At 59.2% G+C, this 22,179-nt stretch carries 20 protein-coding genes; 13 read left to right on the forward strand and 7 right to left on the reverse strand.

All coding sequences use genetic code 11. The annotated features are described in order from the left end of the window. Positions 1–24: 24 nt before the first annotated feature. The gene (locus tag AR456_RS03845) at positions 25–2,031 is read left to right on the forward strand and encodes a TRAP transporter permease (RefSeq protein WP_021820035.1); all 2,007 of its coding nucleotides are present in this window, start codon (positions 25–27) and stop codon (positions 2,029–2,031) included. Positions 2,032–2,120: 89 nt separating this feature from the next. Here the strand turns inward: AR456_RS03845 and AR456_RS03850 are convergent, their stop codons facing one another. After that, positions 2,121–2,798 (reverse strand): YbaY family lipoprotein, encoded by a 678-nt coding sequence (locus AR456_RS03850; protein ID WP_021820036.1) that lies wholly within the window; start codon positions 2,796–2,798, stop codon positions 2,121–2,123. 254 nt (positions 2,799–3,052) lie between these two features. Between AR456_RS03850 and purE the strand changes: the two genes are divergently transcribed. Together purE and AR456_RS03860 are read left to right on the forward strand one after the other, a co-directional pair. Beyond that, complete coding sequence (gene purE, locus AR456_RS03855) at positions 3,053–3,559, forward strand: 5-(carboxyamino)imidazole ribonucleotide mutase (protein WP_021820037.1); 507 nt, start codon at positions 3,053–3,055, stop codon at positions 3,557–3,559. A gap of 20 nt (positions 3,560–3,579) precedes the next feature. Continuing rightward, positions 3,580–4,698 carry a 5-(carboxyamino)imidazole ribonucleotide synthase gene (locus tag AR456_RS03860; RefSeq protein ID WP_021820038.1) on the forward strand — a complete coding sequence of 373 codons (1,119 nt, stop codon included), beginning with the start codon at positions 3,580–3,582 and terminating at the stop codon, positions 4,696–4,698. Between the two features lie 197 nt (positions 4,699–4,895). Here AR456_RS03860 and AR456_RS03865 read toward each other — a convergent pair whose 3' ends face one another. Then, a complete protein-coding gene (locus tag AR456_RS03865; RefSeq protein ID WP_021820039.1) occupies positions 4,896–5,894 on the reverse strand; it encodes a YeiH family protein in 999 nt (332 codons plus the stop codon). 98 nt (positions 5,895–5,992) lie between these two features. Here AR456_RS03865 and AR456_RS03870 point away from each other — a divergent pair, with 98 nt between their 5' ends. Beyond that, positions 5,993–6,904, forward strand: a complete 912-nt coding sequence (locus tag AR456_RS03870) for a LysR substrate-binding domain-containing protein (protein WP_021820040.1) — start codon at positions 5,993–5,995, stop codon at positions 6,902–6,904. 135 nt (positions 6,905–7,039) lie between these two features. Here AR456_RS03870 and AR456_RS03875 read toward each other — a convergent pair whose 3' ends face one another. Beyond that, on the reverse strand, positions 7,040–7,843 hold the full coding sequence (locus tag AR456_RS03875; RefSeq protein ID WP_021820041.1) for a TraX family protein: 804 nt from the start codon (positions 7,841–7,843) through the stop codon (positions 7,040–7,042). Positions 7,844–7,934: 91 nt separating this feature from the next. Here AR456_RS03875 and AR456_RS03880 point away from each other — a divergent pair, with 91 nt between their 5' ends. From AR456_RS03880 to AR456_RS03915, 8 genes are all read left to right on the forward strand, one after another. Then, positions 7,935–8,897, forward strand: coding sequence for a LysR family transcriptional regulator (locus tag AR456_RS03880; RefSeq protein ID WP_021820042.1), 963 nt, complete (start codon positions 7,935–7,937; stop codon positions 8,895–8,897). 239 nt (positions 8,898–9,136) lie between these two features. Further along, the gene (locus AR456_RS03885) at positions 9,137–9,679 is read left to right on the forward strand and encodes a TRAP transporter small permease subunit (protein ID WP_021820043.1); all 543 of its coding nucleotides are present in this window, start codon (positions 9,137–9,139) and stop codon (positions 9,677–9,679) included. Then, the gene (locus AR456_RS03890) at positions 9,676–10,998 is read left to right on the forward strand and encodes a TRAP transporter large permease (RefSeq protein ID WP_021820044.1); all 1,323 of its coding nucleotides are present in this window, start codon (positions 9,676–9,678) and stop codon (positions 10,996–10,998) included. Before AR456_RS03885 ends, AR456_RS03890 begins: the two co-directional genes overlap by 4 nt. A gap of 219 nt (positions 10,999–11,217) precedes the next feature. Continuing rightward, positions 11,218–12,276, forward strand: a complete 1,059-nt coding sequence (locus AR456_RS03895) for a TRAP transporter substrate-binding protein (RefSeq protein ID WP_021820045.1) — start codon at positions 11,218–11,220, stop codon at positions 12,274–12,276. Between the two features lie 120 nt (positions 12,277–12,396). Continuing rightward, on the forward strand, positions 12,397–13,776 hold the full coding sequence (locus AR456_RS03900) for a glutamine synthetase family protein (protein ID WP_021820046.1): 1,380 nt from the start codon (positions 12,397–12,399) through the stop codon (positions 13,774–13,776). Between the two features lie 84 nt (positions 13,777–13,860). Then, positions 13,861–15,246, forward strand: a complete 1,386-nt coding sequence (locus AR456_RS03905) for an aldehyde dehydrogenase family protein (RefSeq protein WP_031208441.1) — start codon at positions 13,861–13,863, stop codon at positions 15,244–15,246. 7 nt (positions 15,247–15,253) lie between these two features. Continuing rightward, positions 15,254–16,432 carry an iron-containing alcohol dehydrogenase gene (locus AR456_RS03910; RefSeq protein ID WP_021820048.1) on the forward strand — a complete coding sequence of 393 codons (1,179 nt, stop codon included), beginning with the start codon at positions 15,254–15,256 and terminating at the stop codon, positions 16,430–16,432. Positions 16,433–16,539: 107 nt separating this feature from the next. Then, positions 16,540–17,292, forward strand: a complete 753-nt coding sequence (locus tag AR456_RS03915; RefSeq protein ID WP_021820049.1) for a glutamine amidotransferase-related protein — start codon at positions 16,540–16,542, stop codon at positions 17,290–17,292. Between the two features lie 2 nt (positions 17,293–17,294). Here the strand turns inward: AR456_RS03915 and AR456_RS03920 are convergent, their stop codons facing one another. After that, positions 17,295–19,493 (reverse strand): heavy metal translocating P-type ATPase, encoded by a 2,199-nt coding sequence (locus AR456_RS03920; RefSeq protein WP_216635837.1) that lies wholly within the window; start codon positions 19,491–19,493, stop codon positions 17,295–17,297. 102 nt (positions 19,494–19,595) lie between these two features. Between AR456_RS03920 and cadR the strand changes: the two genes are divergently transcribed. Beyond that, positions 19,596–20,045, forward strand: coding sequence for a Cd(II)/Pb(II)-responsive transcriptional regulator (gene cadR, locus AR456_RS03925; protein ID WP_021820051.1), 450 nt, complete (start codon positions 19,596–19,598; stop codon positions 20,043–20,045). Between the two features lie 41 nt (positions 20,046–20,086). Here the strand turns inward: cadR and msrA are convergent, their stop codons facing one another. The 3 genes from msrA to AR456_RS03945 all read right to left on the reverse strand — a co-directional run bounded on the left by msrA (position 20,087) and on the right by AR456_RS03945 (position 22,133). Beyond that, entirely contained in the window at positions 20,087–20,587 is a 501-nt protein-coding gene (gene msrA, locus AR456_RS03930) for a peptide-methionine (S)-S-oxide reductase MsrA (RefSeq protein ID WP_021820052.1), read from the reverse strand. Positions 20,588–20,589: 2 nt separating this feature from the next. Then, the gene (msrB, locus tag AR456_RS03935; RefSeq protein WP_021820053.1) at positions 20,590–21,036 is read right to left on the reverse strand and encodes a peptide-methionine (R)-S-oxide reductase MsrB; all 447 of its coding nucleotides are present in this window, start codon (positions 21,034–21,036) and stop codon (positions 20,590–20,592) included. 329 nt (positions 21,037–21,365) lie between these two features. Further along, entirely contained in the window at positions 21,366–22,133 is a 768-nt protein-coding gene (locus AR456_RS03945) for a transporter substrate-binding domain-containing protein (RefSeq protein ID WP_021820055.1), read from the reverse strand. Positions 22,134–22,179 lie beyond the last annotated feature (46 nt).

The following is a 22,179-nucleotide window of genomic DNA, read 5'->3' on the forward strand; positions in this document are numbered from 1 at the left end:
TATCACAAGCCGGGAGGACCCTTGATGAGTGATACCCCCAGTTCTGCTGTTGTGCCGGGTAACGAAGCCAATCACTCGCGCCTGATACTCTGGGCCATCACGCTGGTGGCGGTGGCACTGTCCCTGTTCCAGTTGTATTCCGCAGGCATCACGCCTCTCGGGCTGTTTTATCAGCGTAGTATCCACCTTGCGCTGATCATGATGCTGGCGTTCCTGATGTACCCGCTGATGGGACCACATCGTGATCGCGGCATCATTGGTGGTGCAATTGATCTGGCGTTCTTCTGTGGTGCGGTCCTGACCGGCGGCTACCTGGCTCTGAACCTCGACGAGATCTTCTCGCGTGCCGGTTTCTGGAGTGAGACGGATATCACGGTCGGGATCATCGCCACGGTCACCGTTCTCGAGGCCAGTCGTCGCGCTGTGGGACTCGGCATGACCATCATAGGCCTTGTCGGCATCATGTATGCCTTCGCCGGTCCTCGCGGTGAGCTTCCCTGGTTGGGGGAGTGGATGCCCGGCATCCTGCAGCATCGCGGCTATAATCTCGATCGCCTGGTTGGCCAGCTTTACCTGGGCCAGGAGGGAATCTTCGGCCTGCCAATGGGGGTCGCTGCGACCTATATCTTCATCTTTGTATTGTTTGGTGCTTTCCTCGAGATCACCGGGGCTGGCAAGTTCTTCATTGATCTGGCTTATGCGGCAACAGGGCGTCAGCGTGGTGGTCCGGCAAAGGCGGCGGTGCTTGCCTCGGCGGGCATGGGCTCGATTTCCGGTAGCGCCATTGCCAATGTGGTGACGACGGGCGCCTTTACCATTCCGTTGATGAAGCGTCTTGGCTACAAGCCACATCAGGCTGGTGGTATCGAGGCGGCAGCCTCGACGGGTGGTCAGATCATGCCGCCGCTGATGGGGGCGGGTGCCTTTCTGATCGCTGAATACACTCGGGTACCGTACGTCGAGATCGTCAAGGTCAGCATCCTGCCGGCGTTCATGTACTTCTCCACGGTTTACCTGTTCGTGCATATCATTGCGCTCAAGCAGGGCATGCAAGGCATGGCGAAGGATGAACTGCCGCAGATGAGCGATGTGCTCAGGAATGGCTGGCACTTCCTGCTGCCATTGGTGGTGTTGGTATGGTTGCTGATGATGAACATGTCGCCGATGCGGGTTGGCTACTACGCCATCGTCTGCATGCTATTGGTGGCCGTGTTGCGCTTTGCGGTGTGGTTCCTGTTCGTGGCTCCGAAGGCGGAAGGGCAGCCGGTGACCGCTGAACGACTTATGCTGGCCTGCCGCAATGGTCTGCTCAAATTTGTCGAGGGGCTTGAGTTGGGCGCGCGCAATGCAGTGGCCGTTACCATGGCCTGTGCCGTGGCCGGTATCATCGTTGGGGTGGTCGGTCTGACTGGGCTGGGGCTCAAGTTTTCGGCCATGATGTTGGCCTTTTCTGGTGGCCACCTGTTGCTGGCGCTGGTCATGGTATTGCTGGCCAGCCTGGTGCTGGGCATGGGGCTGCCGGTGACTGCCAGCTATATCGTACTGATCGTGCTGGTCGGTCCGGCGTTGGCCAATGAGTTCGGGGTGCCGTTGCTGGTCGCTCACCTGGTGGTGTTCTGGTACTCCCAGGATTCCAATGTGACGCCACCGATTGCTCTGGCAGGTTTCGCTGGCGCGGCGATTGCTGGCTCGAAACCGATGGAAACCAGTTTCCAGTCGTGGAAGTTTGCCAAGGGCTTGTATCTGGTACCGCTGTTCATGGTCTACAACCCGGAGATCATCATCGGCGGACCGACTGTGATCGTGATCTGGAAAGGCATTACCGGGCTGCTGGCATTGGGGGCCTTTGCGGCGGTACTGGAAGGTTACCTGTTCACTCGCCTGCCCAATTGGCAGCGTCTACTGTTGTTGCCGGCCATTGTCGGTGTGTTCACGCCATCACTGATCTATGACGTTGGCGGTGCGGCAGTGATGCTGGCAGTCATCATGCTCAACTGGTGGTCGTCACGCAGTAGAGCCGAACCCGCCTGACACGGGGGAAGATGAACTGAAAAACGCAAACAGCCCATGCCAATCACGGCATGGGCTGTTTGCGTATGCGAGTGGCGAGGATCAGAGAATCATGATTGCGGAGACTCGACGCTGTCTTCAGGGGCGGCTTCCGCGGCTTCGGCCGCGCTGGGCTCCTGAATATCATCCACTTCTTCGCTGACGGCCTCGGGGTTGGCCGATTCGACAACTTCCTGCTCGGCGGCATTTGGCTCGTCACCACTGGACAGCAACTGTTCCTGGGCTTGTTGCAGGCTTGCTGTTTTCACTGAACCATCCGGGCCGACCGGATGCAGGATCACGGTGATGGGAGCCTGATCCGAATCGTTGCCGACCTTGACCAGGTTGGCGTCGGTGGTCGTCCACAACAGGTTGCCATCTTCATCATGAATCTGCGCACGCACTCCATGGGCATGGTTGACCACCACATCGTCGGCAGAGTAGGCGAGAGTGAAGTCAGTCGGTGCCAATTGCTCCACATCAATGGATTTCTCGACAATAAGCTTCGCTGGGGCATCGGCAAGCGAAACGTCACTCAGACTCAAGGTGACCTCGGCGTCTTCCGGTAGCGCTTCGCCACTCTCGGTAAAGCTCAGGGTGCCGGAAATAGTCTGCTGGTTGGCCATAGCGGCCTGTTGCGTGTCGTCCTGGCCACTGTCGGCATTGGCCGTGTCGCCATCCCCATCATTGCAGCCCGCCAGTGCCAGCCCGGAGCTCAATGCGACTATCAGCAACAGGGAGCGTTTCATGGTCTTTCTCCTGATTCAGTTGGCGGTGTAGAACGATTACCCGCCGGGTATTCATCGGCCTCTTTCGGGACAGGTGATGTACTGTGGCAGAGGACTCTGCAACAAGCATGCATCAGTTTGTCGCGATATGGAGACGGGGTACATTTGTGGTGAGGTATACACCCCCTGGCTCTGCTAGACTATGCGGTTTCCCGATCGTTCACTTATTACGGCAAAATAATTGCCGTTGAATCGTTGTTCTCGAGGAGCTGTAGATGTCGTCAAGCCACCCATCACCTCGCGTTGGTGTGATCATGGGATCCAAATCCGATTGGCCGGTCATGGAGCATGCTGCGGCCATGCTGGAACGTCTTGGTGTGGACTACGAAACCCGGGTGGTATCGGCCCATCGTACACCAGACCTGCTGTTCGACTACGCGAAGAGCGCCGCCGAGCGAGGCATTCAGGTGATCATCGCCGGAGCCGGCGGAGCAGCACACCTGCCAGGTATGGTGGCTTCCCAGACCGCGGTGCCGGTGCTTGGTGTGCCGGTCGAGTCAAAGGCACTCAAGGGGCTGGATTCGTTACTGTCCATCGTCCAGATGCCTGGCGGCGTGGCGGTCGGTACCCTGGCGATCGGCAAGGCGGGCGCCACCAATGCGGGTCTGCTGGCTGCGCAGATCATCGGTACCAGTGATGTGACGGTACGCGAGGCGGTGGAAGCCTTCCGCGCCGAGCAGACTCGAAACGTGCTCGATAATCCGGATCCGAGTCAGGCTTGAGTAGCAATGAGGAACAGGACATGAAGATAGGCGTGCTCGGCGCGGGGCAACTCGGACGCATGCTGGCTCTGGCCGGTTATCCGTTGGCCAACCGCTTTACCTTTCTGGATACCACAGGACATCCCAGCGTTGGTATCGGTGATGTCATGATCGATACTGATCAGCGGCACCTCGATAGCTTTCTGGCGAGTGTCGACCTGGTGACCTACGAATTTGAGCATCTTCCGGTATCACTGGTGCAGGCCATTGAGGCCGAGCGTCCGGTGTACCCCTCCAGTGAGGCTATTCGGGTGTGCCAGAACCGTGCCGAGGAGAAGGCGCTTTTCGATCGCCTATCGATTCCCACGCCAGCCTATCGGCTGGTGGAGAGTGCCGAGGCTCTGGAAGCGGCAGCCCGTGAACTGGGCACGCCAGTGGTCGCCAAGTCGGTCACTGAAGGCTATGACGGCAAGGGCCAGGCGGTGCTGCGTGACCCGACAGATGCCGCTGAGGCCTGGCAACGGATCAACCATCCACGTCTGATCGTCGAGTCCTTTGTCGATTTCGTGCGAGAAGTCTCGATCATTGCCGTGCGTGGTCAGGACGGCCAGGTGGTGTTCTATCCCATGGCCGAGAATGTCCACGTGGATGGCATCCTACGCTATTCACTGGCGCCGATGCCGGATCTGGACGAGGCGGTTCAGCATTGTGCCGATGGCTATATACGCGCATTGCTCGATGAGCTGGACTACGTTGGGGTACTGACGCTGGAGCTATTCCAGTGCGCCGATGGCAGTCTGCTGGCCAACGAGATGGCTCCGCGTGTGCATAACTCGGGCCATTGGACCATGGATGGCGCAGTAACCAGCCAGTTCGAGAATCATCTGCGTGCGATCCAGGGGCTGCCGCTGGGCGATACCGAAGCGCTGGCACCGACCTGTATGGTCAACGTGATTGGTCGCGAACCCGACTCGGCCGAAGTGCTGGCGATCAAGCATGCGCACCTGCATCGCTACGACAAGAGCGAACGTGCCGGTCGCAAGCTCGGTCATATCAATCTGGTCGCTGACAACCATGCCGAGCTGCTCGACAAGGTGCGCGCCTGCGCAGCGCTGGTGCCGGATGCGCCTGAGGTACGCTTCAGCTTCGAAAGGGGATAAAGCGCTACAGCTTCAAGAGGGAAGAAGGAAGTAAGGAAGAGGGGAGAGGGCAGAGTTATAAGCTGTAAGTTATAAGCGGTAAGTGCCCCCTGACCCCCGGCTTCTGCCCGTACTCCACGGGTTGGCACTGGACTACTCAGGGTCTGCAGCTCGGACTCACGGCTTCCGGTTACGGTTTTCCTCTTTCCTCTTCCTTCTTACACGCCCATCAACAGCCAGCTCGCTGCGCCACCACCGACCATCAACAGTACAAACAGGATCAGCGCCAGTACGAAGGGTTGCCAACCGAGCGCCTTGAGGCGCTCGATGCGGGTGCCGATCCCTAGCGCAGCCATGGCCATGGTCAGTGATAACTGTCCCAGATTGACCAGACCGTCGTGGACCACTCCCGGCATTGCTACCAGGCTGTTGACGCCGATCATGACGATGAAGCCCAGTGCAAACCAGGGAATTACCAGCTTTGTCCGGCCGTGTTCTGCTGTTTCCGGGACGTGATGACGCAGCCACCATTGGCCGACGATCAGCAGGAAGGGCACCAGCATCATGACCCGCATCAGTTTGACGATCACCGCATTGGTCAGCGCCGCAGGCCCCACGGCATCCCCAGCAGCGACGACCTGAGCAACCTCGTGAATGGTGGCACCGATATAGATACCGAACAGTTGCTCATCGACGCCCAGCCAGGCATGAAGCAGTGGATAGGCCAGCATCGCAACCGAGCCGAACAACACCACGGTAGCGACCGCCATCGAGGCTGCAGCAGGCTTCGAACGAATGGTTGATTCAGTCGCCAGTACAGCAGCGGCACCGCATATGGCGCTACCGGCGCTGGTCAGCAAGGTGGTTTCCGGGTCCATGCCCAGTACTCGCGTTCCCACCAGATAACCGACAATCAACACCGTGGTGATCACCAGTGCATCCAGCACCACCACCCGTGGACCGAGTTCAAAGACCTGGTGGAAGGTCAGTGACAGGCCGAACAGCACGATGCCTCCGCGCAGCAACCAGCGAGTCGCAAAGTTGAGACCTGAATCGGTGTGGGTCAACCATCGCTGGAGCGGCAGGTTGCCGACAATGATGCCGAGCAGCAACGCGAACACCAGCGGACTGATACCCAGTGGCTCGAACATTGGCAAGTGGGCGAGAGCGGTTCCGCCGAGGGTGAGCAGTGCGCACAATACCAGGCCTTGCCACATGATGATGATCCTTGTCGAATTGCATGCTTGGCAGTCTAGAGTTGTTTATGCTGTAAAGTTATCAGCAAATAACGAAACCCTAATTCGGTAAAACCGATATGCGATCTCACATCACGCTGCGTCAGTTGGAAGTCTTCGTTGCCGTGGCTCGACTGGGGACGGTCATTGCCGCTGCAGACCGGCTCAGCCTGTCGCAATCGGCGACCAGCCAGGCGTTGTCAGACCTCGAGCGGCAACTTGGCGTGGTGCTGTTCGAACGTCCGGGCCGGCGATTGACGCTCAATGACCTCGGTCACCAATTACTCCCCAGAGCGGAGCAGATGCTGGATCAACTGCAGGAGTTTGTCGTTGCGGCACGTGAGCCGGATGATGCCCTGCAAGGCAAGTTGGTGATTGCTGCCAGCGCTACCATTGGTACCTACCTGTTGCCTCCGCTAGCCGGGAAGTTCGGTGGCCTGCATCCGGCAGTCGATCTACGCCTGCGGCTACGTAATACCGGTGAAGTGATTGCCGATATCCAGCGTTTCGAGGCGGATCTCGGGTTGATCGAGGGGCGCTGTCACGAGCCGGGGTTGGCCAGTGAAGCCTGGTGTGAGGATCGTATGCAGATTGTCTGTGCGCCAGATCATCCGTTGGCCGAGGGGGGAGCCATCGATGACGAGGGGCTCAATCGCGAGAGCTGGATTCTGCGCGAGCCCGGTTCTGGCTCGCGAGAAGTGCTGGAGGCGGCGGTGTTGCCAAGGGTTACGCGATTAAGGGTAAGAATGGAGTTGGGGCAGCACGAGGCGATCAAGCAGGCCGTTGCTGCGGGACTCGGCCTGGGATGCTTGTCTCACCTCAGTGTACGTGGCGAGCTGCAGCGTGGTGAGCTCAAGGCGCTGTCACATGACCTGCCGCTGACTCGGCATTTCTCACTGGTATGGCACCCGGGCCGCTATCGCAGCCCGGTATGGCAGGCCTTCAAGGTATTCCTGCTCGAGCAGGATACGACGAAGCCAGACGCAAGGTGATGACAGCCAGCACCGGGCTTCAAGCACGCTACTCTTGCACCGAGCCCCCCTCTGCCAGGCTTTTGTCCATGAGCGATGGAGCGACACTGGTCAGCTCGTAGCTCGTAGCTCGTAGCTCGTAGCTCGTAGCCAATATTACGGATAGGCCGCGCGTCCCAGGTACAGCAGAATGGCGGCGATGACGGCGAAATGAGCGGGGTACCAGGCCAGCCACATGCGTCGCGGCATCTTCCATTGCACATTGGGCACCAGGCTACAGGCACCGGCAGCCAACGCCAGCACAGTCAGGGTTGTGATCACGGTGATCGACTTGGCCATCTCGGAGCTGTTCATCATCCCTGCCAGCAGCAACACGGGCAGTGCTGCCAACAAGGCGCCGAGACGCTGCAGCGGTGAGTTGCCGCCGCGCTGAATCTGACCAATGGCCAGCGTGTAAAGCGGTACCAACAGTAATCCTTCGTGGCCATACTCGAACCAGAAGCCAGCCACGTACCAGGCGGCGATGACGCCAAATGTTTCCAGTGACAGTCGGACGAGGCCAAGCTCGCCGCGGGCCGTGCGTTGCGCGACCTGCTCCAGCCAGTGTCCGGCCATCAGGCCCAGCGCTAGAGTGAAACAGATGTTGAGCTGGAATATCGCTTCGCGTGGCATCAACTGATAGGGCAGTTGGGCCACCAGACCAATGACCATGATCCTGCGCGCATAACGCAGCGGATCACGGGTGTTGAACAGTCCATGCCAGGCGACCATGCCAGCAAACAGCGGGAAGGCGATGCGTCCGATACTGCTGTCGACCCAGCCCATTCCCCACGCATCGGTGGCCAGGTAGCGAGCAACATGGTCAAACGTCATGGTGATCAGTGCCAACCACTGCCCCCAACCCGTCCATGCTGAAGAGGGGCGCAGACGTTGCGCCTGTGTAGCAGTGGCATGATTCATCAAGGACTCCCGGATATTCCAATCGCCAGATAGACTGATCTGGCGGCCATGAGTTCAACGACGAGAACAATAATGACAAGAAGGTAACAGTATGCGTAATGGATTTGGCTTTGACCTGCGCAGCATGGAGATCTTCGTCGAGACACTTGAACGTGGTAGCCAGAGTGCTGCAGCAGATCATCTGGGGCTGACACAGTCTTCTGTATCCCACTGTCTGGCGACTCTCGAGGAAGCCCTGGGCCTGGCGTTGTTCGAGAGGCGATCACGTCCCCTCGAACCCACCAGCGCGGGTCGCTTCTTCTATGACCGCGCTCGCCGCTTGCTCAGCGATGCCCGAGACACGCGACGCGAATTGATCTGCGGTGCCTTCGGTCAGTTGCACCAGATGCGTCTGGCGCTGGTCGATTCGCTGGCCACCGCCGTCGGTCGTCCGCTGATCGAGGTCATTCGGCGTCATACACGGGATTATACCCTGACCACCGGACTATCCCATATGCATGGGCATTCTCTGTTGACCCGGCACGTCGATGTGATCATTTCCGATGACCGGCTGGAGAATTACGACGGGCTGGAGCGTCATGCTGTACTGCGAGAGCCCTTTGTTCTGGTATTGCCGCGCGATTGGCAGGGGCCGGCCAATAATCTGCGTTGGTTGTCACGCCAGTTGGAGTTCATTCGCTATGTGCCTCACTCGTTGATCGGTCAGGCTATCGAGCGGCACCTACGCCTGGCGAACGTCGAGCTGTCGGCGCGGATCCATCTCGACAATACCTGTGCGCTACTCAAGACGGTCAGTGATGGCACGGGATTTACCATCACCACACCTCTGTGTCTTTATCAGGCAGGACTCGATCACCTTCAGGTGCGGGTAGAACCGCTGCCGGTCGCGCCGCTTGAACGTGAGCTGACACTGGTGGCGAGGCGTGATGAACTGGGCGGACTGCCATCGCAACTGGCTCGAGATGCACGGCGCCTGCTGCGTGGCGCTTTTGTCGAGGAACTGGAGACGTACTTGCCCTGGATGGTGCCACAGCTATCGCTGAGTGATGGGTAACGAGCCGTGATGACACTACCTGCATCACGCCATACTGCGCTCGTAGCTCGTAGCTCGTAGCTCGTAGCTCGTAGCTCGTCGCTGGTAGCTTGTAGCTTGTAGCTTGTAGCTGCCCTATTTCGGTGCAGTATCGATTTTATCGATAGCGGCACTCGCGTTGAAATCGATGCAAATGGCGGTTTCGTTACGCTTGAACCAAGACTCAGGTAAATCCGCCAGGTCTTCGGGGAGAGCCGTATATGCCGGCAGCGATACGCCTCTATGTGCGCTATGTCGATCGCTTCAATCGTCGCGTCGGCCGTATTGTCATGTACCTGATCTTCATCATGATCGGAGTGTTGCTGTATTCCTCGGTGTCACGCACCGTGCTGGATCAGCCACTGCTGTGGAGCGTCGAGGTTTCACAGTTTCTGATGGTGGCCTATTTTCTGCTCGGCGGCGCCTACTCGATGCAGCTTGGTGACCACGTGCGCATGGACCTGTTCTACACCCGATGGTCTGTGCGTACTCGGGCCTGGGTTGATGTCTTTACCATCCTGTTGTTGATCTTCTTCCTCGTAGTGCTGATGGCTGGCGGTATATCCAGCACCAGCTATGCCATCAAGTATGGTGAAACCAACTACTCCTCCTGGGCACCGCCGCTGGCGCCAATCAAGGCGATCATGACCTTCGGCGTGCTGCTGATGTTGCTGCAGAGCATCTCGACGTTGTTCAAGGATATTGCGCGGCTGCGCGGTGAGCGCCTTGACGGAGATGACCTCGACGAGGAGCAGCCGTCATGAACTATGAAATGATCGCGCTGACCATGTTCTCCTCGATGATGGTGCTGTTGCTCACCGGTCAACGGGTGTTCGGCATGATCGGCTTTGTCGGTGCCGCTGCGGCCCTGGCGCTGTGGGGGAACGGCGGCATGGAGATGCCGTTCAGCGCCAGTATTCAGTTGATGAACTGGTATCCGCTGTTGACGCTGCCGCTGTTCATCTTCATGGGCTACATGCTGTCCGAGTCGGGCATTGCCTCCGAACTTTACGAGATGTTCCACGTCTGGATGGGCAACCTTCGCGGTGGACTGGCCGTGGGCACCATCGGGTTGATGGTGGTGGTTTCGGCGATGAATGGCCTGAGTGTTGCGGGGATGGCTATCGGCGCGACCATTGCGCTACCGGAGCTGTTACGTCGTGGATATGACAAGGTCATGGTGACCGGTGTCATCCAGGCGGGCAGCTCGCTGGGCATTCTGGTACCGCCCAGTGTGGTGCTGGTGCTCTACGGCATGATCGCCCGGCAGCCGGTCAGTCAGTTGTGGTTGGCCGGCGCCATTCCGGGGCTGATCCTCGCGGGTATGTTTGTCCTCTATATCGTTGTCCGCTGCCGTATTCAGCCGAGTCTGGGGCCCGTACTCCCTGAGCAGGAGCGCAATCTGCCGTTGAGCGAGAAGCTCGCGCTGTTGCGTGCCGGCATCATGCCGTTGGCGATCTTCTTCTGCATGACTGGGCTGTTCGTGATGGGCGTGACCAGCCTGGTAGAGAGTGCTGCCGTAGGCGCGACAGCGGCGACCATTGCCGCAGCGGCCAAGCGTCGGCTGACGCTGGCGGTCATCGAGACCACGGTGCGCAGAACACTGGGCATCACCTGCATGTTCATGTGGATCATTCTTGCGGCGCTGTGTTTTGGCGCCGTATTCGATGGTCTTGGCGCCGTGCGTGCCATTGAATCGGTATTTCTTGATCGTCTGGGTCTCAGTCCGTGGCAGATACTGGTGATGATGCAGTTGTCCTACATCCTGCTGGGCATGTTTCTCGACGACACCGCCATGCTGGTGATTGTGGCACCCCTCTACGTACCGCTGGTCATCAGCCTCGGCTTCGATCCGATCTGGTATGGCGTGCTCTATACCATCACCGTGCAGATCGCTTATATGACGCCGCCGTTCGGGTACAACCTGTTCCTGATGCGCGCCATGGCACCGCCCGAGGTCAGTCTGGCGGATATCTACCGTAGCGTGTGGCCCTTTGTCGGCATCATGCTGCTGGGACTGGCATTGATCACGACATTCCCGCAGCTGGCGCTGTGGCTACCGGAATTGGTGCGTGATTATTGATTACTGACAACGAGGTCGTAGCTACCGGTTTGCAGCTACCGGTTTACAGCTACCGGTTTACAGCTACTGGTGAGTGATTACTGGGCAGGAAACGTGGCGCTCCCGCTGCGCTTCCGTGCAGTGAAAGGGATCGCTGAGCGAGGCCGCAGGGCTTGCTGGCGACCATGAATGTTTGATGCAGATAACTCGTACAACATAAGAACCTGCAAGGAGACTGTCATGACCAATCGCCGCGATTTTCTCAAGAAAGCCGGGCTGGCAACTGCAGCCACGGTAGGAGCGACGAGCATTTCGGCACCTTATGTTCACGCCCAGTCGAAGACACCGATTCGCTGGCGACTCCAGACCTATGCTGGTCCCGCTCTGGCGGAACATGTCATCAAACCGTCGATTGATGCCTTCAACAAGGCGGCCAATGGCGAAATGGAGATCGAGCTGTACTTCTCCGACCAGTTGGTGCCCACCGGAGAGCTGTTCCGGGCCATGCAGCGAGGCACCATCGACGCGGTGCAGAGCGACGATGACTCGATCAATGCGCCAGTGGATGTCTCGGTGTTCGGTGGCTACTTTCCCTTTGCCTCGCGTTATAGCCTGGATGTACCGACATTGTTCAACCATTACGGCCTCAAGGAAATCTGGGAAGAGGCATATGGAGAAATTGAAGGGGTCACCTGGCTGGGTTCCGGGTCCTGGGATCCCTGCAACTTCGTTACCCGCGAGCCGATTCGCAGTATCGAGGACCTCAAGGGCAAGCGTGTGTTTACCTTCCCCACGGCCGGACGTTTTCTGAGTCGCTTCGGGGTGGTGCCGGTCACCTTGCCCTGGGAAGATATCGAAGTCGCGATGCAGACTCGCGAGCTTGATGGTATCGCCTGGGCGGGGATCACCGAGGCCTATACCGTGGGCTGGGCGGATGTTTCCAGCTACTACCTGACCAACAATATCTCTGGAGCCTGGGCAGGATCCTATTTCGCCAATAGTGAGCGCTGGGATGAACTGCCGGATCATCTCAAGACCCTGTTCCGTATGTGTATGGACAGTTCCCACTACTATCGTCAGCACTGGTACTGGTGGGGCGAGGCCCACTACCGCACTAAAGGTGGCAAGCTCGAGCTGACCTCGATTCCCGAAGCCGAGTGGCAGACCATTGAAGACGAGGCGTTATCGTTCTGGGATGAGATTGCCGAGCAGAGCGAGCGCAACGCGCGGGTGGTGCAGATCCTCAAGGATTATCGCTCCACCATGCAGAATGCTGGCCCTCCGTACCGCTACTCCTGATGAGCAACACGATGGCGCCGTCTGCGGATGGCGCCATCGTGAAAGCAGAGTCGAGGCCCGGAGATGGGCTCGGGAGCTGATGTGAATTCAGTAGCTGGTGTGAATTCGGGAGACAAGCATATGGCGCAACTCAATCCACGGGATGTGCGTAACGTCGAGGACGCCCGGCGTATCGTCGAACAACGCGGGCTAAGCCACGTCAAGGTCGGAATGTTCGACCTCGATGGCGTCATGGTTGGCAAGTATATGCAGCGCGACAAGTTCTTCTCGGCACTGGAAGGCGGCTTCGCTTTCTGCGATGTGGTGCTGGGCTGGGACAGCAAGGATGAACTCTACGACAACACTCGCTTCACTGGCTGGCATACCGGGTACCCTGACGCCAGCCTGCGCATTCTGCCGGACAGCTGTCGCGATTTGAGCCTCGAAGGCGACATGCTGTTGTTTCTGGCGGAGTTCACCGACCGTGCTGAACGGATTTGTCCACGAGGTCTGTTGCGTCGGGTGCTGGCTCGGGCTGAGACCATGGGCTTCAGCGTCAAGGGCGCGCTGGAGTACGAGTTCTTCATGTTTCAGGAAACGCCTGAGTCGGTACGCGAGAAGGGTTTTCGCCATCTGCGCCCACTGACGCCGGACATGATGGGTTACTCGATGCTCAGAAGCTCGGTACACGCCGAGCTCTACCATGAGTTGCTGGCTTTGTCGCAGTCGATGGATTTCCCCATCGAGGGGTTGCACACCGAAACCGGGCCGGGGGTACTGGAAGCCGCGCTAGGGGTCGACGAGGCGCTCGCTGCTGGTGACAAGGCGGCACTGTTCAAGACCTTCACCAAGGTCTGGGCACAGCGCCGAGGGTTGATGGCGACCTTCATGGCTAAATGGTCACCGGATTATCCTGGCCAGAGCGGCCATATCCACCTGTCACTCTGTGACCGAGATAGCGGTGCCTCGGCCTTCTACGATGGCTCGGCCGAGCACGGCATGAGCCGCATCCAGCGTCAGTTTGTGGCAGGACAGCAGCGTTTGATGCCCGAGTTTCTGGCGATGTTCGCGCCGACTATCAACAGCTATACCCGTCTGATTCCCGGATTCTGGGCGCCAACCGATGCCACCTGGGGAGTCGAGAACCGTACCACGGCGCTGCGAGTGATACCGGGCAGTGCCAAGGCCCAGCGTGTCGAGTATCGCTTGGGTAGTGCCGATGCCAACCCTTATCTGGCGCTGGCTGCGGCCATTGGTGCCGGGCTGCACGGCATCGAACAGAGCTGGGAACCGGACGAGCCAGTGACCGGGAATGCCTATGAGGTCGAGCATCCAGCGCACCAGGCCTTGCCTCGCACGCTATGGGATGCCGCGCAGCGGCTCAAGGCCTCGAGTTCTGCACGGACGCTGTTCGGTGATGAATTCGTCGAGCATTACGCGGCGACACGCGAGTGGGAAGAGCGTCAGTTCCGACGACATATCACGGATTGGGAGTTGGATCGTTACTTCGAAATCATCTAACGGCCCCCTTTCTGTCACCGATATCGGTGCAACTGATCAGGAGCCGCGAACACCGCACACCGTGCGTGTTGCCGGGAGAGGAAGATGGTAATGCAGCAGACAATTTCTCCAGTGGATGGATCAGTCTACGTGGAGCGAGAGCTGGCCGACGTCGGGACAATTGAATTGGCCCTGGGCCGTGCAGTAGCTGCACAACGCGCCTGGCGTGAGGTATCGGTCGCAGACCGGTGCCGGTATTGCGCGGCGATGGTCGATGCCTTTGTCGCGCGTCGTGATGCGTTGAGCGAAGAACTCAGCTGGCAGATGGGGCGGCCGATTAGTCAGGCCGGAGGGGAGATTGGTGGCTTCGAGGAGCGTGCACGCACCATGATTCGCCTTGCCGAGTCGGCGTTGGCACCGATCTCGTTGGCGAACAAACCCGGGTTCACGCGTTACATCACTCGCGAGCCGCTGGGGGTGTCGTTGATCGTGGCACCGTGGAATTTCCCTTTCATGACCGCGGTGAATGCCGTGGTACCGGCGATCCTCGCCGGCAATGCGGTAATTCTCAAACACTCTGCCCAGACACCATTGTGTGCCGAACGCATGGCTGAAGCCTTTGACGCGGCAGGACTTCCCGAAGGGGTATTCCAGTTTCTGCATATGAGCCACAGCGCAACGGAGGCATTGATACGCGACCCGCGTATTGACCATGTGTCCTTTACCGGCTCGGTGGCCGGCGGCGAGATGGTCGAGCGCAATGCCCAGGGGCGCTTCATCGCCACCGCCCTGGAACTGGGTGGCAAGGATCCGGCTTATATCCGTGCCGATGTCGATCTCGATGCGGCGGTGGATGGAGTGATGGACGGCGCCTTCTTCAACTCGGGGCAGAGTTGCTGTGGTATCGAACGCATCTATGTCCACCGGGATATTCATGATGCCTTTGTCGAACGTGCCGTGGACTGGCTGCGGCAACTCAGGCTGGGAAACCCAACCGACCCAACCACAACGCTGGGACCGCTGGTCAAACCCGCAGCGGCAGATTTCGTGCGTGGCCAGATCGAGGAGGCGGTTGCGGCAGGAGCACGGGCCTGGATCGACCCCGGTGATTACCCATTGTCGGTACCGGGGAGTGCCTACCTGGCACCACAGTTACTGACCGGCGTCGACCATTCGATGCGGGTGATGCATGAAGAGAGCTTCGGGCCAGTGGTTGGTATCATGCCTGTTGTAGATGATGACAGCGCGGTGGCGTTGATGAATGACAGTGAATTCGGCCTGACAGCCGCGGTATTCACCCGTGATCTCGAGGTAGGCGAAGCTCTGGCACGACGCCTGCAGGCCGGCACCGTCTTCACCAATCGCTGCGACTATCTTGACCCGGAACTGGCCTGGACAGGTATCAAGCAGTCGGGACGTGGCTGCTCGTTGTCACGCCTTGGTTTCGACACCCTGACCCGCCCCAAATCCTTCCATCTCAAACACGCCTGAGGTGATCATGAGTGATATCTCCTGTTACGCCACCAACTGGAACTATCCGTCGTCGATCCTCTGCGGAGCTGGCCGTATTACCGAGCTGGCGGATCAATGCCGCGAACTGGGTATGGCATCGCCATTGCTGGTGACGGACCCTGGGCTGGCGGCCTTGCCGATGCTCGGCGATGTGATCGAGCAGTGCCGTGAGCGAGGCGTCACCGTAGCAGTATTCAGCAATATCAAGGGCAACCCCACCGGAGCCAATGTGATCGACGGCGTCGAGGTCTTCCGGCGTGGCGGCCATGACGGCGTGATCGCTTTCGGTGGCGGCTCGGGACTGGATGCTGCCAAGGCCATTGCCTTGATGGCCAACCAACGCGAAGGTCTGTCGCTGTGGTCTCTCGAGGATGTGGGTGACAACTGGAAGAATGCTGACGCCGGCGCTATCGTCCCGGTCGTGGCGGTGCCGACCACAGCGGGCACTGGTTCGGAGGTCGGGCGTGCATCGGTGATCACCGACGATAGTGCCCACGTAAAGCGAATCATCTTCCACCCAGGCATGGTACCGGCGCGGGTCATCCTCGACCCAACCCTGACCGTAGGCCTGCCCCCTGCGGTGACCGCAGCTACGGGCATGGACGCGCTGTCTCATTGCCTTGAGGCGTGGTGCGCTCCCACCTACCATCCCATGGCCGAAGGTATCGCCGTCGAGGGCATGCGCCGGGTGCGTGATTACCTACCACGCGCCTGGCACGATGGAGAAGACCTCGAGGCGCGACTCAATATGTTGGTCGCCTCGAGCATGGGGGCTACCGCTTTCCAGCGTGGTCTGGGCGCCATGCATGCATTGGCGCATCCGTTGGGTGCGTTGTTCGACGCCCATCACGGCACGCTCAACGCGATCCTGATGCCCTATGTGCTCAAGGCCAACGAACGGGCCATTGGTGAGCAGATGGTACGCCTGGGGCGTTATCTCGATCTGCGTCAGCCCGGTACTGGAGCAGTGATCGACTGGGTGTTGGATATGCGCGAGCGCCTGCAGATTCCGCATGCTTTGAGTGCGTTGGGTATCGATGACAACCAGGCCGAGAAGGTCGGTGAGATGGCAGTTGCTGACCCTTCTTCAGCAACCAACCCGATTGCCTTTGACGCAGATGGCTATCGCGATATCTTTCTTGCGGCACTCAACGCAAGGCTATAGGGGAGACGCTGATCAACTATCTGCACCGTTCAATCGCATTCTGGCCTGAGCCATGGATGTGCTGTATTGAGTAACCTTTTTCAATAGACCCGGGCTGGGAGGCGGATATGCGAATTGGCTTGCTGCAGTGTGATGATGTTGCCGAGGAACTGCGCGACCGCCATGGCAACTATCCGCAGATGTTTGCTGATCTGTTGGGCAGGGCGGCTGTGCAGCAAGGGATTGAACTGGAATGGCAGGTATGGCGCTGCCTGGACGGTGATATTCCCGAGGATGTTGATGCTGTGGATGCCTGGCTGACGACGGGCTCGAAGTTCGGTGTCAATGATGGCCTGGCATGGGTGGAGAAGCTGGAGGGCTTTGTCCGCCAGCTATGGGTCGCAGGAAAACCCCTGGTCGGCATCTGTTTCGGCCATCAACTGATTGCCCGCGCGCTGGGCGGCGAAGTGATCCAGAGCCCGAAGGGCTGGGGGGTGGGCCTCTCGTTCAACCAGGTCAGTGAACAGCAAGCATGGATGACGCCTTCCAGCCATGCGCTTGATCTGTTGGTCAGCCATCAGGACCAGGTCACCAGGCTACCCGACAATACTCGGGTGCTGGGCGGTAGTCCGTTCTGCCCCAATTACCTGATTCAGGCCGGTGACTGCTTTCTGGGCGTTCAGGGACACCCGGAGTTCAGTCCTGAGTACTCCCGTGATCTCATGCAGCTGCGGCGATCCCTGGTGGGGGATGCCCGCGTTCGCGAGGGGCTGGCCTCTCTCTCGTCAGAGATCAATGATGATCTCATGGCACTCTGGATCCTGGCGTTCATGCGCGAGGCCATTGCCCGCCAGCAAGAGGCGGGCAATGGGCGTGTCTGACGTCATCTGGCGTGGCGCAGGATCCGCAGCCCATTACCCACTACCAGCAGGCTGGCGCCCATGTCGGCGAAGACTGCCATCCATAGCGTCGCGTGGCCGGTCAGGGCGAGGGCCAGAAACACCACTTTGATCCCGATGGCCAGGCCAATATTCTGGAGCAGTAGGCGTCGTGTGGCCCTCGACAGTTCCACCAGTTGCGCCAACTTGCCGAGGTCATCATCCATCAAGGCAATGTCGGCAGTTTCGATGGCGACATCGCTGCCGGCGACTCCCATGGCGATGCCGAGGTCGGCACGCGCGAGGGCGGGTGCATCGTTGATGCCATCGCCGACCATGGCAGTGGTCATGTGACGCGATTGTCGATCCAGATAATCGAGCTTGTCTTCGGGCAGCAGCTCGGCGCGCGCCTCATCGATCCCCAGTTCCGCGGCAATGGCTTCGACGCGAGGTGCGGTGTCGCCACTGAGGATGCTGATCTTGAGTCCCAGAGCGTGCAGGCGATCGATGGCCTGCTGACTGGTAGCGCGTAGAGCATCGGTGATGCGGAAGGCTGCCAGTAGTTCGTCACCACGCCCCAGCCACAGGTTTGATTGGTTCTCGCTGCTATCAAGTGCTGCTTTTTCAAGTGCTATACCGTGCTCCCTTGCCAGGCGCGCATTGCCCAGCCATAGCGTCTGTTGCTGATATAGACCGACCATGCCACGCCCGCTGCGCTCCTCGACCTGTTCAAGCTCAGAGAGCGGGCTGCCCTCCAGATGGGCGGCGACCGCCATCGACATGGGATGGTTGGAGCTGCTGGCAAGGGACAGGGCGAGGCTGGCGCACTGTTCACGAGAGACGTTGCCCAGTGTCTGCCAGTCACCGACTTCGGGCCTGCCCGCAGTCAGGGTTCCGGTCTTGTCGAGTACCACATGCGTCAGCCGCTGGGCCTGTTCCAGGAAAGCACCGCCCTTGATCAGAATCCCCTGGCGTGCCGCCGCAGCGAGCCCACTGACGATGGTCACAGGCGTCGAGATCACCAGCGCACAGGGGCAGGCAATCACCAGCAGCACCAGCGCGCGATATACGCCATCTAACCAGGGACCGAGTCCCAGCAATGGCCAGCCGACCGCCGTCAGAAGTGCAAGAACGAAGACGGCTGGCGTATAGATGGCAGCGAAGCGATCAATCAACTGCTGGGTTGGTGCCCGCCGCGCCTGGGCTTGTTCCACAGCGTGAATGATGCGTGCCAGGGTGGTGTCGGAAGCGATGCGTGTCGTACGATATTCCAGCTCGCCGGTAAGATTGATGCTACCGGCATGCACCTGGTCGCCGGGTTGCTTGTCACGTGGCAGGCTTTCGCCGGTGATGGCTGATTCGTCGAGTGATGGATAACCACGAGTGATTTCACCGTCCAGCGCCAGTCGCTCGCCAGCGCGTGTACGTAGTAGGTCTCCGGGTTGGACGAGCTCTGCATCGATCTCGCGCCATTCACCATCCGGCTGTTGTACTCGGGCACGGGGCGGCGCCAGGTCAAGCAGGCCGCGAATGGCTTGCCGGGCGCGGCTCAGTGAGCGTGCTTCGATATGTTCGGAAACCGTGAACAGTACCAGCACCATCGCTGCTTCGGCCCAGTGGCCGATCAACAAGGCGCCGGTAACCGCAACACTCATCAAGGCGTTGATATTGAGGTTGCCCTGGCGGATGGCAATGAAGCCCTTGCGCCAGGTATCGAGCCCGACCAACGCGATGGCCGCCAGCGCTAATATGGCGAGTCCCCATTCGGGAACTTGACCGGTCCATCCGAGCAGCTCTGCCGCCAATGCCATACCGCCGGCGATGATCAGCTTCAGCCAGGGAAATGCAGGCTGTTCTGGGGCCTCCTTCACGTCACGCTCGGCCCGTGGACTCATGCCCGCCTGGCGGATACGAGTGAAAACTGCGGTGGTGTCGATGCCGTTGTGCAGGATTTCCAGGCGACGATCGATGAACTGGAAATGCATTTCGACGATGCCCGGCAGGTCATCGAGAGCCTTGCGTAACTGACGTTCCTCACTCGGGCAGCACAGTTCGTCGATGATCAGTGCCAGGCGCTGTACATTGCTCTCGCCGGTGCTGGTGTTCTCGGCCGAGCTGGAGGACTGTGACGCGCAGCAGCTGCCGCACGAGTTTCGAGCAGTGTTGGTGAGCTCTTCCGAGGATGAAGTATGGCTGGGCATCATCAATCTCCATTTGCGTTGGCTGATTGAATGACACACCCTGTAGTGACTATAGAGTCAAGCCCTTGCCAGGCATGACCAGTAGCAGACGCAGAGGAGTGACAGATGAAGATTGGAGAATTGGCCAGTCGCACCGGCTGTTCGGTGGAAACACTGCGCTATTACGAGCGGGAAGGGATATTGCCGGAACCGGCGCGTAGTGCCGGTAACTATCGCCTCTACGGTGAGGTGCATGCCGAACGTGTCGATTTCATCCGTCACTGTCGCGCCCTCGACATGACTCTCGACGAGGTACGCACGCTACTCGGACTGCATGATCATCCTGAGCAGCCCTGTGACGAGGCAAATGCCTTGATCGAAGAACATCTCGAGCATGTCGCGCTGCGCATTGACCAGCTTCAGCGTCTGGAACATCAATTGCTGGCATTGCGCCAACGCTGTGCCGGACATGGCACCACGGCGGAATGCGGCATTCTGCAGGAACTGGCGCAACCGGTGAAGGATCGCGCCGTGGCGGAGCCGCATGTGCCGGGGACTCACGACGTTCGTAATTGAATCGCAACCTGAAGGTCAGAGCCCCGGCGTGTTGGGGTCAATCAATGACTGGACGGTAGCACCCAGTCCTTGCGCGGGAAGTGGCAGGTATAGCCGTTGGGCAGGTGCTGCAGGTAGTCCTGATGCTCTGGCTCTGCCTCCCAGAAGTCTCCGACCGGCTCGACCTCGGTCACCACCTTGCCGGGCCACAGGCCTGAAGCATCGACATCGGCGATGGTACGCAACGCTTCCTCACGTTGTGCATCGTTGACGTAGTAGATCGCTGAGCGATAGGACATGCCTCTGTCATTCCCCTGGCGATTGATGGTGCTCGGGTCGTGAATCTGGAAAAAGTATTCCAGCAGGCGACGGTAGCTGATCACCTCGGGGTCGAACAGGATCTCGATGCCCTCTGCATGGGTACCATGATTGCGGTAGGTCGCATTGGGCACATCTCCGCCAGTATAGCCAACCCGCGTGCTGTCCACTCCGGGCAGTTGGCGAATCAGTTCCTGCATGCCCCAGAAGCATCCTCCCGCCAATACAGCGCGCTCCAGTGCCATTGTCATACCTCCTCGACTTGATTCAGATATTCACCATAGCCCTCGGCTTCCATCTCTTCGCGATGAATGAAGCGCAGAGAGGCGGAATTGATGCAGTAACGCAGTCCACCATGCTCCTGAGGGCCATCAGCAAAGACGTGACCGAGATGACTGTCACCATGGGTTGAACGAACCTCGGTACGAACCATGCCATGTGACGAATCACGTAGTTCATTCACATAAGCCGGCTCAATGGGCTTGGTGAAGCTCGGCCAGCCACAGCCTGACTCATACTTGTCCGATGATGCGAACAGTGGCTCGCCCGACACAATGTCGACGTAGATTCCGGGTTCCGTATTGTGCAGCAGCTTGCCGGTACCAGGACGTTCGGTGCCACTTTCCTGAGTAACTCGGTACTGTTCCTGGTCCAGACGGGCAATTGCCTCGGGGGACTTGTCGTAGCGCTTCATGGGCTCTCCTGGTGATAGGTGAAGGTAGAGCAGATGGCAGCATCGCCTTGTGCTGCACATATGAGTCGTTAGCGCTCAGTAAATCCTTACGACTCAATTCGTCAGACCTTCACATCGTTGGCTGTTGAGGGCGTTCCCATGACGATATAAGTGGGGGCAAGGGAGAGAAAATCAAAGGTAGCGATGCGTTGCCGCAGCATCAGGGGAGGGAGAAAAGCAACGGCGCCGGTAATAACCGGCGCCGAATGCAGAACGAGTGTGTGCAGGGAGACGACAGCGCACCTGATCATTGACAACAGGCACTATGCAACCACCTGTTCAACAGCGAATCACTCGCTGAAGTAGCGCTGGAAGATCTCGTCGTAGGTACCATTTTCCTTGAGGGTCGCCAGTGCCTGGTTGAAGGCATCCGCCAGTTCCTGATCACGCTTGCGGAAGGCCATGCCGAAGCCGTCACCGAAGTACTCCTTGGGTTCGGTGATCTGCTCGCCTACCACCTTGTATTCACCGGACTCGCTGTCCAGCAGGGTCGATTTACCCACCGGATAATCGAGGAAACCGATGTCGACACGATCAGCATCCATGTCGAGGACCAGGTCGTCGGCGGTGCCGTACCGCTTGATCTCAGCGACGTCGCCGTACAGGTCAGTCACATAGTTGTCCTGCAGAGTGCCGCGCTGGACACCAATGGTCAGGCCGTCGAGGTTGCTTTCGTCGGGGGTTGCCATCTCGAGATCCGCCGGAGCGAACCAGGCAGAAGGCGGCGTGAAGTACGGCTCGCTGAACAGCACATGCTCGCGGCGTTCGTCATTGATGGTCATCGACGACATGATGGCGTCGTACTTGCGCGCAGCGAGGCCGGGGATGATACCGTCCCACGCCTGCACGACCCACTCGCACTGGATACCGATCTCGGCGCACATGGCGTTGCCCAGGTCGATATCGAAGCCGGTCAGCTCGCCTTCGGGGGTCCGGTATTCCATGGGCTCGTAGGGGACATCGACGCCGATACGGATATCACGAACCTCAGCCTGGGCGGTAGAAGCCAGAATGGCGGTGCCAAGCAACCCTGCAGTGAATAGTTTGCGTAATGTCATATGGGGAAAACCCTTGTTGTTGATGGAGCGTCAGCGGGACGCATCC

This window comes from Halomonas huangheensis (assembly GCF_001431725.1).
Lineage (GTDB): Bacteria > Pseudomonadota > Gammaproteobacteria > Pseudomonadales > Halomonadaceae > Halomonas > Halomonas huangheensis.